General features: G+C 45.9%; 9 protein-coding genes and 1 tRNA gene. All 10 read right to left on the bottom strand.

Annotation, left to right across the window (positions count from 1 at the left end):
• Positions 1–20 precede the first annotated feature (20 nt).
• Positions 21–10,655, bottom strand: coding sequence for a VCBS domain-containing protein (locus tag AC3E9V_RS08105; protein WP_488752687.1), 10,635 nt, complete (start codon positions 10,653–10,655; stop codon positions 21–23).
• A 429-nt stretch (positions 10,656–11,084) separates the two neighbouring features.
• The gene (locus AC3E9V_RS08100; protein ID WP_488752686.1) at positions 11,085–11,318 is read right to left on the bottom strand and encodes a PLD nuclease N-terminal domain-containing protein; all 234 of its coding nucleotides are present in this window, start codon (positions 11,316–11,318) and stop codon (positions 11,085–11,087) included.
• Positions 11,319–11,377: 59 nt separating this feature from the next.
• Positions 11,378–11,755: a VOC family protein gene (locus tag AC3E9V_RS08095; protein WP_488752685.1), complete on the bottom strand. Its 378-nt coding sequence runs from the start codon at positions 11,753–11,755 to the stop codon at positions 11,378–11,380.
• A 193-nt stretch (positions 11,756–11,948) separates the two neighbouring features.
• Positions 11,949–12,233: a cation diffusion facilitator family transporter gene (locus AC3E9V_RS08090; protein WP_488752684.1), complete on the bottom strand. Its 285-nt coding sequence runs from the start codon at positions 12,231–12,233 to the stop codon at positions 11,949–11,951.
• The gene (locus tag AC3E9V_RS08085) at positions 12,230–12,454 is read right to left on the bottom strand and encodes a cation efflux transmembrane domain-containing protein (protein WP_488752683.1); all 225 of its coding nucleotides are present in this window, start codon (positions 12,452–12,454) and stop codon (positions 12,230–12,232) included. The genes AC3E9V_RS08090 and AC3E9V_RS08085 overlap by 4 nt, the downstream gene beginning before the upstream one ends.
• Before the next feature lie 61 nt (positions 12,455–12,515).
• The gene (locus AC3E9V_RS08080) at positions 12,516–12,818 is read right to left on the bottom strand and encodes a cation diffusion facilitator family transporter (RefSeq protein ID WP_488752682.1); all 303 of its coding nucleotides are present in this window, start codon (positions 12,816–12,818) and stop codon (positions 12,516–12,518) included.
• Between the two features lie 126 nt (positions 12,819–12,944).
• Positions 12,945–13,412, bottom strand: a complete 468-nt coding sequence (locus tag AC3E9V_RS08075) for an amylo-alpha-1,6-glucosidase (protein ID WP_488752681.1) — start codon at positions 13,410–13,412, stop codon at positions 12,945–12,947.
• 103 nt (positions 13,413–13,515) lie between these two features.
• Positions 13,516–13,761, bottom strand: coding sequence for a hypothetical protein (locus AC3E9V_RS08070; protein ID WP_488752680.1), 246 nt, complete (start codon positions 13,759–13,761; stop codon positions 13,516–13,518).
• 189 nt (positions 13,762–13,950) lie between these two features.
• A tRNA-Thr gene (locus AC3E9V_RS08065) sits at positions 13,951–14,024 on the bottom strand.
• Positions 14,025–14,240: 216 nt separating this feature from the next.
• Entirely contained in the window at positions 14,241–16,856 is a 2,616-nt protein-coding gene (locus AC3E9V_RS08060) for a DUF349 domain-containing protein (RefSeq protein ID WP_488752679.1), read from the bottom strand.
• Positions 16,857–16,868 lie beyond the last annotated feature (12 nt).

Raw genomic sequence — 16,868 nt, 5'->3', positions numbered from 1 at the left:
TTTTCTTTCTTTTAGGTTTCTTAATTCAGGACAAAAAAGCCCTTTTGTGGTTGCTCTCCCTCACGGATCAGCAGATAGAAGTAAGTTCCATCAGGTAATTCCGAACCATTGCCTGCTTTGTTGGAGATCCCCTGGAAAGATCTGCTTGGATCTTCATTGTCGTAGTTTTCCATTTCCCATACTACCCCACCCCATCGGTTGTAAATGATGACTTTATTGTTAGGGAATTTGTCTATTCCTTCAAAGACCAGGTTATCATTGAACCCATCATTATTGGTAGTTAGGATCTTTCGTGATTCCAGGTCCTGACAGCTATATGGATCCAGATAATCCGGAATACCATCTTCATCACAATCTTCTACTCCCTCATCCACATCATCAGTACCGTCATCATCCGAGTCGTTATCCATATAATTTGGGATACCATCGCCATCCGTATCGGCTAAGCCTTCCTCACTATCCGGAATTCCATCACTATCTGCATCAGATGTTCCATTTGGAATGAGTGGGAATTCATCTTCAACATCTGGAATCCCGTCATCATCATCGTCGGTATCTGCATTATTGCCGGTACCATCACCATCCGTATCTGTATCCTCATTTGGATCAAGAGGAAAGTCATCATCTCCATCAGGAGTACCGTCATTATCATCATCGGTATCTTCGTTATTGCCTGTGCCGTCTCCATCGGTATCCGTATCTTCATCGGGATCTAGCGGGAAGGCATCTTCAGTATCCGGCGTACCGTCTCCATCGTCATCTTCATCTGCGTTGTTACCCGTTCCATCTCCGTCGGTATCAGTGTCCTCATTCGGGTCAAGAGGGAAAGCATCTTCAGCATCCGGTGTACCATCATCGTCATCGTCGGTATCTGCATTATTGCCTGTACCATCACCGTCTGTATCTGTGTCTTCATCAGGGTCTAGCGGGAAGGCATCTTCTGTATCCGGCGTACCATCTCCATCGTCATCTTCATCTGCGTTGTTACCCGTTCCATCTCCGTCGGTATCGGTATCCTCATTCGGGTCAAGAGGGAAAGCATCTTCAGCATCCGGTGTACCATCATCGTCATCGTCGGTATCCGCATTATTGCCAGTACCATCACCGTCTGTATCTGTGTCTTCATCAGGGTCTAGCGGGAAGGCATCTTCTGTATCCGGCGTACCATCTCCATCGTCATCTTCATCTGCATTGTCCCCTGTTCCGTCTCCATCGGTATCGGTATCTTCAGTTTCATCAAACGGAAAGGCATCATCCTCATCTGGAGTACCATCATTGTCATCGTCAGTGTCTACATAATCGCTAGTGCCATCTCTGTCATTATCAGGATCTTTCCCGGTAATCGTTATTGTGATCATTTGTGAAGACCCATCAGATGCCGATAGGCTAATACTGTCTACTACCTGATCAACCGCATCCAAATGTTCTACAGCGGAATGTACCAGGGTATAAGTCCATGTAGTACCCGTCAGGCTAAAAGCCCCGTATCCGTTTTCTCCAGTTACACCATCTATTGCTGAGAACCCGGGGGTATCATCCGCATCTACATCACTAATTGAAATGCTTCCGGTAATCGTTACCTCCTCTTCCGGAAAGCCTTCGGTCACGTCTCCTGAAAACGTGCCAGAAATAACGGACAGGTCATCTGAACCTATAATTGTTACAACAAGCAATTGGGAATTCCCATCAGTAGCGGAAACTGAAATGGAATCAACGACCTGATCGCCACCATCAAGGTCCTGCACTGCATCCTGATCCAAAGTGTAAGTCCACACTCCGTCAGCTAATTCGAAAGAGCCATAAGCATTCAGACCAGAAATCACATTAAAATCACTAACCGCAGGTGTATCATCCGCGTCCGGATCATCAATACTTATGGTACCTGACTGAGTTGTTACATCTCCAGGGTCACCTTCTGTAACAGTTGCAGTAAATTCCCCGGCCATTTCAGAAGGATCCTCAGTTCCATTTATGGTAATCGTTATCGTCTGGTCCTTACCATCGGAGGAGGTATAGGTAATAGCATCCGAAACCTGATCGCCTGCATCGAGATCCTGAACAGTTGACTGATCCAGAGTGTAAGTCCATGATCCACTTTCCAGCACAAACGTTCCAAAACCTGAATCACCCAAGGTTTCAGACACATCTGAAAACTGTGGGGTATCATCCGCATCTACATCACTAATTGAGATCGTTCCTGTTATCTGGCTTTCATCTCCACTGTTTTTTTCACTCACGATTCCCGTGAAAGTTCCCGAAATGATTGAATTATCGTCTGTTCCTAAAATGGTTACCGTAATTTGCTGGGTTGTGCCATCGGAAGCAGTAAAAGTGATAGAATCCATTACATTATCACCAGCATCAAGATCCTGAACGGTACTTTGATCCAACAGGTAAGTCCAGATATTACCTGACAGTGTGAATGAACCATAGTTATTATCTCCCGAAGTTTCACCAACATCAGAAAAAGTAGGGTCCGTATCATCTACATCACTTATGGAAAGTGTTCCGGTTGCTGTGACCAAATCATTCTCATCCCCTTCAGAAACTGTATCGCTTACCTTTCCGGAAACTACCGCAGGATCATCTACCGCCTCCACTGAGACTGAAGATGCTATACTTAAAGAGCCGGTATCATCACCTCCATTGGCTATACCGCCACTATCTACCAGGCTGTTAATGGTCACTACCCTGTCCAATGTGCCTGGGTCTTCACTGGCATTTTCATAACTAAGATCATTAACCAGATCCTGTAGTTCTGTACTACTTAAAGCACCATTGACAAAGGAAACAGTGGCTGTTGTACCTGAATAGGACACACTTGCTTCAAGGCCATTGTTGCTAGTTGTGGTTTGTGATCCATCGAGTAGTAAAATGGTTGAACCATCGACATTTAACTGTTCTTCTATTCCATCAGTTACGTTTGTGATGGAAACAGTGAAAGTAGAGTAAGTCTGACCATCTTCTACGGTTGACGCGGAGGCTCCGGTAAATAACACAGCTTCAACGCCTCCTTCCATGAAAGCGGGGTTTGTGCCAGTTGCTGTTAAAGTTGGTTCGTCATTCACACTCACTATCGTGACCGTGGAAGCTACAGATAGGGATTGAGTATCATCTCCATCATTGGCAGTACCTCCACTGTCCTGGATGGAGGTAAGCGTTACCACCCGGTTGGAAGTAGAAGGAGTGTTGCTGTTGTTCTGATAGCTAATGTTGTCAATGAGTGTCTGAGTGGTGGACGTGCTCATGGTCCCGCCTGTCAGCGCTATAGTCGCAGTAGTGCCGACCACAGAGGTCGTATAGCTCAGGCTGTTTCCGGCCGTACTGCCACTGGTGCCATGGGTGAGGACAATGGCAGTACCATCAATGTTGATCACTTCGTTGATCCCGTTCACTACATTGGTGACGGTAAAGGTCAGTCCTTTGATGGTCTGGCCGGATTCGATAGTACTGATGCTGGTACTGCTGTACAAGCTGGCTGCGGATCCTCCTTCTGTGAAAGTAGGATTGCTGCCGGTCGCAGTTAATGTGGGTTCATCGTTGTTTTGAACCACTGTTACTGTAGAAGCAACTGCCAGTGAGCCGGTGTTGTCCCCACCATTGGCCGTGCCGCCACTGTCCTGGATACTGGTTAAGGTAACTACCCTGTTCGAGGTAGACGGACTGTTGCTATTGTTTTGATAGCTCAGGTTGTCTATCATGGTCTCTGCGTCCGTTAGACTCAGATTGCCGCCAGTCATGGAGACCGTAGCAGTGGTGCCGATGACCATTACACTGTAGTTCAGGCTGTTGCCTGCGGTGCTACCGTTGGTTCCATGGGTCAATACGATGGTGGTGCCATCGATGTTGATCCGTTCGTTGGACCCGTTAGTCACATTAGTTATGGTGAAGCTCAGCCCTGTAATATTCTGTCCGGCCTCTACCGTGTTGATGTTGGTGCTGGTGAATAAGCTGGCGGCTGATCCTCCTTCGGTGAAGGTGGGGTTGCTAGCATTGGCGGTGAGCGTAGGCTCGTCGTTGACGCCCACTACGGTCACTGTGGAGGCTACTGACAGGGATTTGGTATCATCTCCGCCATTCGCCGTGCCACCACTGTCCTGGATGGAGGTAAGTGTCACTACCCGATTGGAAGTAGAAGGAGTGTTGCTGTTGTTCTGATAGCTAATGTTGTCAATGAGTGTTTGGGTGGTGGCAGTGCTCATAGTCCCTCCCGTCAATGCTACGGTTGCGGTGGTGCCAACCACTGATGTCGTGTAGCTTAAACTGTTGCCTACAGTACTACCACTTGTTCCATGGGTGAGGACAATGGCAGTACCATCGATGTTGATCACTTCGCTGATGCCGTTCGCTACATTAGATACGGTGAATGTAAAACCCTTGATCGTCTGGCCGGATTCTATCGTGCTGATGCTGGTACTGCTGTACAAGCTGGCTGCGGATCCTCCTTCTGTGAAAGTAGGATTGCTGCCGGTCGCAGTTAATGTGGGTTCATCGTTGTTTTGAACCACTGTTACTGTAGAAGCAACTGCCAGTGAGCCGGTGTTGTCTCCACCATTGGCCGTGCCGCCACTGTCCTGGATGGAAGTAAGTGTGACCACCCGGTTCGAGGTAGAAGGACTGTTGCTGTTGTTTTGATAGCTCAGGTTGTCTATCATGGTCTCTGCGTCCGTTAGACTCAGATTGCCGCCAGTCATGGAGACCGTAGCGGTGGTACCGATGACCATTACACTGTAGTTCAGGCTGTTGCCTGCGGTGCTACCGTTGGTGCCATGGGTCAATACGATGGTGGTGCCATCGATGTTGATCCGTTCGTTGGACCCGTTAGTCACATTAGTGATGGTAAAGGAAAGTCCGGTAATATTCTGTCCGGCCTCTACCGTGTTGATGTTGGTACCAGTGAATAAACTGGCCGCTGATCCTCCTTCGGTGAAGGTGGGGTTGCTGGCTGTGGCAGTTAGTGTAGGTTCATCATTGACACCTACGACTGTCACCGTAGAAGCTACTGATAAGGATTTCGTGTCGTCTCCGCCATTGGTAGTCCCACCACTGTCCTTAATGCTGGTTAAAGTAACTACTCTATCGCTTGTACCAGGATCATTGCTGACGTTACTGTAGGTAATGGCATCTACTAAAGTTTGAGTTGCCGAAGTAGATAGTGTGCCCCCGGTAAGTGTAAGTGTAGCGGTATTCCCGGATACACTGACCGTGTAACTTAAGCTGTTTGTATTTGTAGTACCGTTGGTACCATGGGTCAATCGAATGTTTTTTCCGTCTACTCTAATGATCTCATAGATTCCATCGGTCACGTTGGTGATGGTTGCTGTTAGAGCGCTGATGGTCTGACCAGATTCGACCGTGCTTACGCTGGTTCCGCTAAACAAACTAACTGCCGAACCTCCTTCAGTGAAGGTAGGGTCGCTTCCGGTCGCCGTTAAGGTGGGTTCATCGTTGTTTTGAACCACTGTTACTGTAGAAGCAACTGCCAGTGAGCCGGTGTTGTCTCCACCATTGGCCGTGCCGCCACTGTCCTGGATACTGGTTAAGGTAACTACCCTGTTGGAAGTAGACGGACTGTTGCTATTGTTTTGATAGCTCATGTTGTCTATCATGGTCTCTGCGTCCGTTAGACTCAGATTGCCGCCAGTCATGGAGACCGTAGCGGTGGTACCGATGACCATTACACTGTAGTTTAAGCTGTTACCTGCCGTGCTTCCATTGGTTCCATGGGTCAATACGATGGTGGTGCCATCGATGTTGATCCGTTCGTTGGACCCGTTAGTCACATTAGTGATGGTAAAGGAAAGTCCGGTAATATTCTGTCCGGCCTCTACCGTGTTGATGTTGGTACCAGTGAATAAACTGGCCGCTGATCCTCCTTCGGTGAAGGTGGGGTTGCTGGCTGTGGCAGTTAGTGTAGGTTCATCATTGACACCTACGACTGTCACCGTAGAAGCTACTGATAAGGATTTCGTGTCGTCTCCGCCATTGGTAGTCCCACCACTGTCCTTAATGCTGGTTAAAGTAACTACTCTATCGCTTGTACCAGGATCATTGCTGACGTTACTGTAGGTAATGGCATCTACTAAAGTTTGAGTTGCCGAAGTAGATAGTGTGCCCCCGGTAAGTGTAAGTGTAGCGGTATTCCCGGATACACTGACCGTGTAACTTAAGCTGTTTGTATTTGTAGTACCGTTGGTACCATGGGTCAATCGAATGTTTTTTCCGTCTACTCTAATGATCTCATAGATTCCATCGGTCACGTTGGTGATGGTTGCAGTCAGAGCACTGATGGTCTGACCCGATTCTACTGTGCTTACACTGGATCCGCTAAATAAACTAGCTGCCGAACCCCCTTCAGTAAAAGTAGGGTTGCTGCCGGTAGCAGTCAGCGTGGGCTCATCGTTGTTTTGGACCACGGTCACCGTAGAGGCTACTGCCAGTGAGCCGGTGTTGTCTCCACCATTGGCTGTGCCGCCACTGTCCTGGATACTGGTTAAGGTAACTACCCTGTTGGAAGTAGACGGACTGTTGCTATTGTTTTGATAGCTCATGTTGTCTATCATGGTCTCTGCGTCCGTTAGACTCAGATTGCCGCCAGTCATGGAGACCGTAGCGGTGGTACCGATGACCATTACACTGTAGTTCAGGCTGTTGCCTGCGGTGCTACCGTTGGTGCCATGGGTCAATACGATGGTGGTGCCATCGATGTTGATCCGTTCGTTGGACCCGTTAGTCACATTAGTGATGGTAAAGGAAAGTCCGGTAATATTCTGTCCGGCCTCTACCGTGTTGATGTTGGTACCAGTGAATAAACTGGCCGCTGATCCTCCTTCGGTGAAGGTGGGGTTGCTGGCTGTGGCAGTTAGTGTAGGTTCATCATTGACACCTACGACTGTCACCGTAGAAGCTACTGATAAGGATTTCGTGTCGTCTCCGCCATTGGTAGTCCCACCACTGTCCTTAATGCTGGTTAAAGTAACTACTCTATCGCTTGTACCAGGATCATTGCTGACGTTACTGTAGGTAATGGCATCTACTAAAGTTTGAGTTGCCGAAGTAGATAGTGTGCCCCCGGTAAGTGTAAGTGTAGCGGTATTCCCGGATACACTGACCGTGTAACTTAAGCTGTTTGTATTTGTAGTACCGTTGGTACCATGGGTCAATCGAATGTTTTTTCCGTCTACTCTAATGATCTCATAGATTCCATCGGTCACGTTGGTGATGGTTGCAGTCAGAGCACTGATGGTCTGACCCGATTCTACTGTGCTTACACTGGATCCGCTAAATAAACTAGCTGCCGAACCCCCTTCAGTAAAAGTAGGGTTGCTGCCGGTAGCAGTCAGCGTGGGCTCATCGTTGTTTTGGACCACGGTCACCGTAGAGGCTACTGCCAGTGAGCCGGTGTTGTCTCCACCATTGGCTGTGCCGCCACTGTCCTGGATGCTGGTTAAGGTAACTACCCTGTTGGAAGTAGACGGACTGTTGCTATTGTTTTGATAGCTCATGTTGTCTATCATGGTCTCTGCGTCCGTTAGACTCAGATTGCCGCCAGTCATGGAGACCGTAGCGGTGGTACCGATGACCATTACACTGTAGTTCAGGCTGTTGCCTGCGGTGCTACCGTTGGTGCCATGGGTCAATACGATGGTGGTGCCATCGATGTTGATCCGTTCGTTGGACCCGTTAGTCACATTAGTGATGGTAAAGGAAAGTCCGGTAATATTCTGTCCGGCCTCTACCGTGTTGATGTTGGTACCAGTGAATAAACTGGCCGCTGATCCTCCTTCGGTGAAGGTGGGGTTGCTGGCTGTGGCAGTTAGTGTAGGTTCATCATTGACACCTACGACTGTCACCGTAGAAGCTACTGATAAGGATTTCGTGTCGTCTCCGCCATTGGTAGTCCCACCACTGTCCTTAATGCTGGTTAAAGTAACTACTCTATCGCTTGTACCAGGATCATTGCTGACGTTACTGTAGGTAATGGCATCTACTAAAGTTTGAGTTGCCGAAGTAGATAGTGTGCCCCCGGTGAGTGTAAGTGTAGCGGTATTCCCGGATACACTGACCGTGTAACTTAAGCTGTTTGTATTTGTAGTACCGTTGGTACCATGGGTCAATCGAATGTTTTTTCCGTCTACTCTAATGATCTCATAGATTCCATCGGTCACGTTGGTGATGGTTGCTGTTAGAGCGCTGATGGTCTGACCAGATTCGACCGTGCTTACGCTGGTTCCGCTAAACAAACTAACTGCCGAACCTCCTTCAGTGAAGGTAGGGTCGCTTTCGGTCGCCGTTAAGGTGGGTTCATCGTTGTTTTGAACCACTGTTACTGTAGAAGCAACTGCCAGTGAGCCGGTGTTGTCTCCACCGTTCGAAGTGCCGCCACTGTCCTGGATACTGGTTAAGGTAACTACCCTGTTCGAGGTAGACGGACTGTTGCTATTGTTTTGATAGCTCATGTTGTCTATCATGGTCTCTGCGTCCGTTAGACTCAGATTGCCGCCAGTCATGGAGACCGTAGCGGTGGTACCGATGACCATTACACTGTAGTTTAAGCTGTTACCTGCCGTGCTTCCATTGGTTCCATGGGTCAATACAATGGTGGTGCCATCGATGTTGATCCGTTCGTTGGACCCGTTAGTCACATTAGTGATGGTAAAGGAAAGTCCGGTAATATTCTGTCCGGCCTCTACCGTGTTGATGTTGGTACCAGTGAATAAACTGGCCGCTGATCCTCCTTCGGTGAAGGTGGGGTTGCTGGCTGTGGCAGTTAGTGTAGGTTCATCATTGACAGCTGTTAAAACAACCGTTCTGGTATCTGAGCTACTGGCTGCATTTTTATCAGTAGCGGTAAATGTAACCGTACGATTTGATGTACCAGGGTCATCGGTCGCATGATCATATCTAACTGATTGTAAAACTTCTTGCACATTGGCATTGGTGGCATCCGAATCAAAGGTGATAGTTAATTTTGTGCCTCCAGTAACGATCCCGCCTGAAGCGCTTAGATCTCCGATATCCGTTCCATTGGCAAATATGTTAGTCCCGCTTATCGTAATGGCTGTTCCATCCCCATCCGAGTCTACAACGCTTATGCGATCTCCAGCTACGGCATTTGCCGTAATTTGAACAGATAATGAACCTCCGTCCCACTCCGCATCCCCATCTGAATCTGAAACGGTGGCTGCTCCATCAATTTGACCTGCCGCACTTCCTTCAGTGTAAGAAAGGTTGGCGTCAGCTATAGAGATCGTCGGAAGGGTGTTAGATTTTGTATTCGAGAAATACAACCGGTGAAAGCCATAATTGAGCAGGTTGATTTCCGTTACTTCGGTATCTGTTATTTCTACGTCAAAATAGTCCAGGCCGGTGAAATTGCTGAAATCCGGGAGGCTACTCCACCCCGGATCCCCGGAAGCATTGCTTCCGGAAGTAGTGACGGTGGTACCTGATGGTTTATGACCGGTGAAGGTGACGGAAAATGATCCTGATGTAGACACCCCACCCACATATTTATATACCATAAAATCCACCAGGTCAAATTCTGCCAGGTCTGATCCATCCCCTGCCACACGAAAGGTGGCGGTCTCACCATTGGTGCTTCCGTTTACCCAAAACCCTTCGTCAGATGCTATAAGTGATATATTCTGTGAGGTTTGTTTAGTGATCGTCAGATTATCTGCGGAATGGGACCCCGCGGTAGTTAATGATGATGGCCATCCGTCTGCCGTGGTAAATTGGTATTCACCATCTTCCGGCCCCGATTCATCCTGATCGGTCAAATTGATGGTTAAGCTGGCCGTGGATTGATTGACACCATCATCCGCCTGAATAGTCAGATTGAAGGTGCTGGTTCCTTCGTAATTCAAGTCTCCCGGGTCATTAACGATTATTTTTCCGGAAGAGGCATCAATTCTGAAGGGTAGCAAATTGCTGTTTACCACGCTGGAACCATTGTCTGAATCCTTGTCTGTATTGCCAGCAGTAATACTATAGGTTACATCTGCATCCGTACTGCCACCATCTCCATCGTTGGCATTTACATCATATATGAGTTTACCCAAGGGACTGTTTTCGGATAGGCTAACACTATGTGATCCGTCACTCAGGTCTGATTCAAAGGAAGGGGCACTATCAGGCACTACGGCCGGGCCAAAAACAAATGTGTCGAAAATGTCAAAGAATCCTCCGCTGTTAGAAGTGATGATCATTTTGTCTACATTATCAAACAACGTATTACTCAAAGTCACGGTAGCCGTGCCGGAACTCGGGAAACCGGAAGATTGGGTGCCTACCAAGCTTCCATCTTTATAGGCTGCAATAGAGGATATGCCACCTCCATAATTATTTGTATAAAAGGAACGAAAGTCCATTTCAGAACCATCTACGGTTTCAACCGTGATGGTCTCTACCCCAGAATATTCACCTGAAAAAATAGCATTACTGCTATTTTCACCAGACGATGCATACGTATACCAGTTTCCAGCGCTGTAGGTGATACTGATATTACTTTGTGTATACGTATCGGATCCGTAATCTGCTCCGTCGGAAAAACTCTGATCATCAAAGTCGATGGTAGTTTCTGTCGCTGAAGCGCTGGAAACGATCCCCACAAATAGGAGGAATAAGAATGAGGGTAAAAGCTGTTTCAACATCTGTGCTATTTTAAGTTGGGGGCTGATCTGTTATTCCCAGTAGATCATACAACTAGTTATTAGCAAATGTATTTTGTACTTTTTTGCTGTACATCAGAAATAAACCCAAATTCAACCAATAGGTCTTTTACCTACTTTTATCCTGATTTTACTTAATTGAAAGCACATTATACACGTTTTTGCTGGTATTCGAGAATGAAACAACTTTCAAATCATCATAAAATACTACCCAACTCAATAGAAAGAAAATTGTACTTTTCTAATTTTGCAAACTAAGGATGAATGCTGCAATTTGCCCGATAAAGCATTCCTTTATCAGGTTGTTTGGTAAGATTTTATCGACAAGGCTTATAAAAGAAAAACCAGCCCAATGTAATCTTGGCAGGTTAGGAGGAAACCTGACTTCTTCGAGAAATTTGCTAGAGATTTCTACCGAGATTTATTGTCTGTAAGCTGCACTTTTCCAAAATAAAAGTACAACATCGATCCAACAATGGGAATAAACAAAACCACAATCACCCAAAGGAGCTTGGACTGAATCGTAAAAGAACTTCGAAAAATGCTGACCAGACAAATGACCGGTAAAACAAAAACAGCAAACAGGATAAGCAGGATCGCAGCCTGGATGACCATAAGCGTAGACTCATCAGCAATGACTTCCATAAGGCGGACACAGTGGTTTACACTCCCAAAATAAAGGATATTAACTCCTTATTAAAGAGTTATATGGTAATTTCTTCTCCAAACATGATCCGATGACCATCAATCGTCTGAATAGCAAACTCGCGCTGGCCCCATGGCTGATCATGCGGTACAGTCCTGATCTTTACTTCTTTCTTTTTAAACTCCTCGTATAAAGCATCCACATTGTCTACTTCTATATAAGCAAAATACGAGTGATCTCCGAGATCTGATACTGGCATCTCATCAGCACATTCACCCATCATAATGAAACACTTACCGCGTTCAACAAAGTGCCACCCCTCCCCTGACCATACCGATCGGAAGCCTAATTGGTTTTGATAAAAGTCTGCTGATTTCTGAAGGTCTTTTACGGCAAGTACATACCTCGTACCAATGATTTTGGACGGCTTTTCCATTAGAATTGATTTTTCTCAATATAACACTTATTGGCTTCCCAATCCCTTATATCCCAGATGGTTTTCCGACTGACTGGTGCTATTATTGAATTGCCTCTGTCATTCTTATTGTTCATTTAGATCAACGACTCTACCTATTCGGAAAGAGTTGCCAGAAGGTGCTGATATCGGGGCAATCAAAAAGATGTTTCTATCAATCCGCAGGCTCTACATGGATCAACACATCTGATATCTCCGGATAGGTTTCACGGAGTTTTTCCTTTACTTGATGAGCTACCTCGTGCCCTTGTCGCACCGAGATGCTACCATCTACAATGAGATGCAAGTCTACCAGGAAGGAAAGCCCGGATTTCCTGACATAGCACTTTTCTGTATCTACTACTCCCGGTACTTCACCAGCTTCTTGTCTTATTTCATCAATAAACTCGCCGTATACGTGCTCATCCATGATCTCACTGAGTGCTGGTCTGAAAATCAATAGGCATTGTATATGATGAATCCTGAAGCAACCAACGCAGCCCAGTCGTCCGCTGTCTTGTATCCTTTTCCCATGAAAATAGCAACTGAGATACCTACAAGTGCCATAAGCGATGTGATGGCGTCACTTCGGTGGTGCCAGGCATCAGCTTTGAGTGAGGAGCTCTTCGTCTCATCACTTTTTCGGGAAACGAAACGATAAAACACTTCTTTGATCACCACAATTACCCCAAAACGATCAGCGTGTAGGGCTCAGGCACTTTGTGGGGAGTGCGGATATTCTCTATCGATTCAGTAGCAATAATGGTAGCTGAACCACTAGAAACCCTACAACGGCAAAGGTGATCAACGGCTCGGCTTTTCCATGACCGTAAGGATGATTTTCATCGGGAGGTTTTGTAGAATAACGCAACCCTACCAAAACCAGCAACGAGGAGAATACGTCAGTGGTAGATTCAATAGCATCCGCTATCAGTGCGTAGGAGTGTCCAAAATAACCAGCGATCCCTTTGCATATCGCTAAAAAAGCATTCCCAAAAATGCTCAGCAAAATGGCTTTTATCGCTTTGTTCCTATTCTGGTCCATACGGTAATTATCTAAAGCAAAGTAACCTAATTTTGAGGGCGCTCCCTATAACATAAAATCTAGATATCCTTCTAAAGGAAAATCCTGGACCAGACTATCAAGCTTGACCTCCCTGCACAGGGAGGCTTATTTAACTACACTAAGCTCCCATTCGTCCCCTTCGTAAGTCCAGTTCACAGCAATCATATTATCCTTTTCATGCCTTATCAATTCAATGTCTATGTTTTCAGTACCCAAATCCAGATTCCTAATAGTAATTCGCTCGAGGTACTTCGGTAAAAGTGGTTTATGAAAGGATATCTGCTTCCTCGAATAACTAATAGAGACCTGTAATACCGATTGTAATAACAAGTAAACTGCTGCCACAGACCAAGCCTGCGGTGAACATGCCACCGGATAAGCAGTGGGCCCTTCTCCTTTACGACAATCCATCCCACAAAAAAGCTCCGGAAGCCTCTGAAGTTGAATAAATAACGAAGCATCAAAAAGTTCTGTCATCAGTTGAAGGGCTTGATTTTGATAACCATACTTACCCATGCCACATGCTATCAGGGCCACATCATGGGGCCAGACAGAACCATTATGATAAGACATAGGGTTATACCTTAACTCTTTTGAAGACAGGGTCCGGATACCCCAGCCGTAAACATATCAGGCTTCACAAGGTGTATCAATGAGTTGATTGGCTTTTTCCGGATCAGCGATCTCTGTAAAACAGTACCTGACCTGCATTGGAGGTTTTAATACGGCAGGACTGCTTATGGCCATCAAGAGCTATGACATAACACCCTAGCTCCTCATCCCAAAAATCCTCATTAAATTGCTGCTTAAGCAGCCTGGCTTCCTCTTTCCACTTGTCAGCAGCAGGTTGTTCACCAAGCTCTATAGCCAGGTTTGCTGCATGCATCTTCGCACTATACACATATCCCTGAACCTCACACAAAGCTATAGGGGGTTCTGCCAGGTTTCTGTTGGCATGGGATACGGAATCATGGCTATCTTTCCATCCCTGGTTCGTCAGTCCATTTTTTGACTTGTGGATATACTCAATATACCCATCCCCATCTATATCTCCGTATTGGTTGATCCATAAAAAAGGCAGTCACATTTCTGTAACTGCCTGATTATCAAGAGCCCCCTGTCGGATTCGAACCAACGACCTACTGATTACAAGTCAGTTGCTCTGGCCAGCTGAGCTAAGGAGGCTTAGCTTTTAAGTCCCTCCTCATTATGAGAAGGGTATTTTATGTCCTCAAGTCAGTTGCTCTGGTCGGAACGTCGGATTGCCGTATCACAAACCGCATCTGACCTAAGGAGGCCTAACAAGCGATAATTAATCGCTTTGTCTTAGTTCGCTTGTTTCAAAAGCGAGTGCAAATGTATCACTCCCATCAAATAATCCAAAGTCAAAGAAGAAAAAATTTAAGCCTGATTCAAAACATCTAATTGTCTCCTCAATTCCTCAAGCTCTCCTTCTGCTTTTTCAATCTTATCCTGAAAATCATCCTTGAGCTGGTCCGCATTCCTAGAGTCTGCAAAAAACTCCATATTGGTCTTCCAGGTACTTATATCATTTTCAATGTTGGCAATCTTTCGCTTGATGGCATTTTCCTTCCGATTGATTTTCTGATTACCATGAGGGCTGTTTTTAAGCTTACTGACCTGTACCTGCATTTTAATCTCTGCCTGCTGTTCATCGGTGAGCTCCTCCAGGCTGATCAACTCATTTGTGACTTTATCATACCGCTCATGAATCTTTTTGATCGCATTTCTGGGCACAAACCCTATCTCAGCATACTGATCCATCAAGTCATACACCTGCTCCAGATCAATAGTGTCTGAGTTGAGATAAGCCTCCAGCATTGCACAGATCTCTTCTTTCTTTTTAAGGTTTGTCTCATATTCTTTGTTATGCTCAGAACCTTTGGCTCTTTTTCGCTCAAAGAAATGATCACAGGCTGCCTTAAACTGGTGATAAACCTCATTCCTGTGTTTTTCCGGTACTGGCCCTATCTCCTTCCACTGTGACTGTAGTGACTTAAGCTCATTGGCTGTTTTATTCCAATCCTCGCTATCCTTAAGTATTTCAGCTTTTTCCAGCAATGCTTGTTTCTTTTTGAGGTTTTCTTCTCGTTGCCCTTCCAGGGTTTTGAAAAAAGCATTTTTATTGCTAAAAAACTTCTTAAAATTTCCCCAAAAGTGTTTATTTACCTCCTTGGCTCGCTCTCTTGGCAACCCGCCAACAGCATCCCACCGCTTCTGTAATTCAAGGATCTCCTTGGTCTTTTTATTCCACTCTGTAATCCTATCTGAATCAAATGCTGCAAAGACCTCAGCTTCATCACCCAAAGCAAGCTTCTTCTCCATGTTCTCATAGAGATCTTTTTTCAGGTGATCAAAGTATTCTTTTCGCTTAGCGTATATTTTGTCTGATGCTGCCTTAAATCTCTGCCATAGTGGCTCTTGCTCTTCCTTGGGTACAGGCCCAATATGCTTAAACTCTTCGTGGAGCTCGTTTAGCTGAAAGATGGCTTCCTTGATATTTTCATAATTATCAAGATCCTCGGCACGATGGCATAGTTCGATCTTAGCCTCAAGGTTTTTCTTACGATCGAGCTCCTTCAGCTCAAAATAGATACTTCTGTTGTCATAAAACCTGTCAAGGAGCGCATTGTAGTTTGCCCAAAGGCTCTTAGCATACTGCCCCGGCACCTGCCCGATACGTTTCCATTCAGATTGAAGTTCCTTTAAAGCACCTAGTGATGTAGTGCTTTCCTCCCCATCTACCAACTCTCTGAGTCGCTCAAGAACCTCATTTTTTCTCTGAAGGTTATCGTCTTTGGCTTTATTTAGCTGGGAAAAATAGGCCTGTTTTTTATCTCGAAGTTTATTGTACAGGTAGAAAAACTGCTGATCTATCTCATCTCCCTTGTAATCAAAATCCGCTTCATCGTTCCCTTCTTCTTTGAAGACTTCCAGGGCAGCTTCTTCTTCTTTTTTATGTATTTTATCAAAATGCGGTCTGATCTCCTTCAGTGCCTTATCCAGTACACGCATGTTTTCCACCGAGGAAAACTTTTTTAAATCCTGATAAAGCTCCTCTTTAGAAGCCTCCTCCAAACTAAGTGATTCAAGCAACTTTTGCTCTTCATCAATATCGTCATGATCCTCCTCATCAGCATCGTCCTGAGGTTCGCTTTCCTCAGGGGGAGTTTCTGCTTTTTCTTCAGACTTTACTTCTTCAGAAGATGGTTTCTCAGATTCCTCAGGAGAGGATGTTGCTTCTTCACTTACTCCTTCCTCCTGGTCCTGAGGTGCTGACGTTTCTGCTTTTTGCTCTTCATCGATATCGCGATGGTCCTCCTCATCAGTATCATCCTGAGGTTTGCTCTCTGCAGCGGGGGTTTCTGCTTTTTCTTCAGACTTTACTTCTTCAGAAGAGGGTTTCTCAGATTCCTCAGCAGAGGATGTTGCTTCTTCACTTACTCCTTCTTCCTGGTCCTGAGGTGCTGACGCTTCTGCTTTTTGCTCTTCATCGATATCGCGATGGTCCTCCTCATCAGTATCATCCTGAGGTTTGCTCTCTGCAGCGGGGGTTTCTGTTTTTTCTTCAGAAGAGAGTTTCTCAGATTCTTCAGCAGAGGATGTTGCTTCTTCACTTACTCCTTCTTCCTGGTCCTGAGGTGCTGACGCTTCTGCTTTTTGCTCTTCATCGATATCGCGATGGTCCTCCTCATCAGTATCATCCTGAGGTTTGCTCTCTGCAGCGGGGGTTTCTGTTTTTTCTTCAGACTTTACTTCTTCAGAAGAGAGTTTCTCAGATTCTTCAGCAGAGGATGTTGCTTCTTCACTTACTCCTTCTTCCTGGTCCTGAGGTGCTGACGCTTCTGCTTTTTGCTCCTTTCCGTCTTCTCTGGCTGATTCATTCTCAGAGGAATCGGCCTTACCACCATTTAATTCAGCTTTTGACTGAACTTCTTCCTGATTCTCAGTTTCGATATCCTGGTTTTCAGTCTCTTTGTTTTGCTTGTCTTCCATAATGGACCTTGT

Source organism: Marinoscillum sp. HNIBRBA16962 (genome assembly GCF_057801515.1).
The sequence above is the reverse complement of the archived record's forward strand: the minus strand, read 5'-3'. Positions and strand labels throughout refer to the sequence as shown.

Coding starts and splice junctions, on each gene's coding strand:
- AC3E9V_RS08105 (WP_488752687.1), bottom strand. CDS start 10,655: ATGTTGAAACAGCTTTTACCCTCATTCTTATTCCTCCTATTTGTGGGG.
- AC3E9V_RS08100 (WP_488752686.1), bottom strand. CDS start 11,318: ATGGAAGTCATTGCTGATGAGTCTACGCTTATGGTCATCCAGGCTGCG.
- AC3E9V_RS08095 (WP_488752685.1), bottom strand. CDS start 11,755: ATGGAAAAGCCGTCCAAAATCATTGGTACGAGGTATGTACTTGCCGTA.
- AC3E9V_RS08080 (WP_488752682.1), bottom strand. CDS start 12,818: ATGGACCAGAATAGGAACAAAGCGATAAAAGCCATTTTGCTGAGCATT.
- AC3E9V_RS08075 (WP_488752681.1), bottom strand. CDS start 13,412: ATGTCTTATCATAATGGTTCTGTCTGGCCCCATGATGTGGCCCTGATA.
- AC3E9V_RS08060 (WP_488752679.1), bottom strand. CDS start 16,856: ATGGAAGACAAGCAAAACAAAGAGACTGAAAACCAGGATATCGAAACT.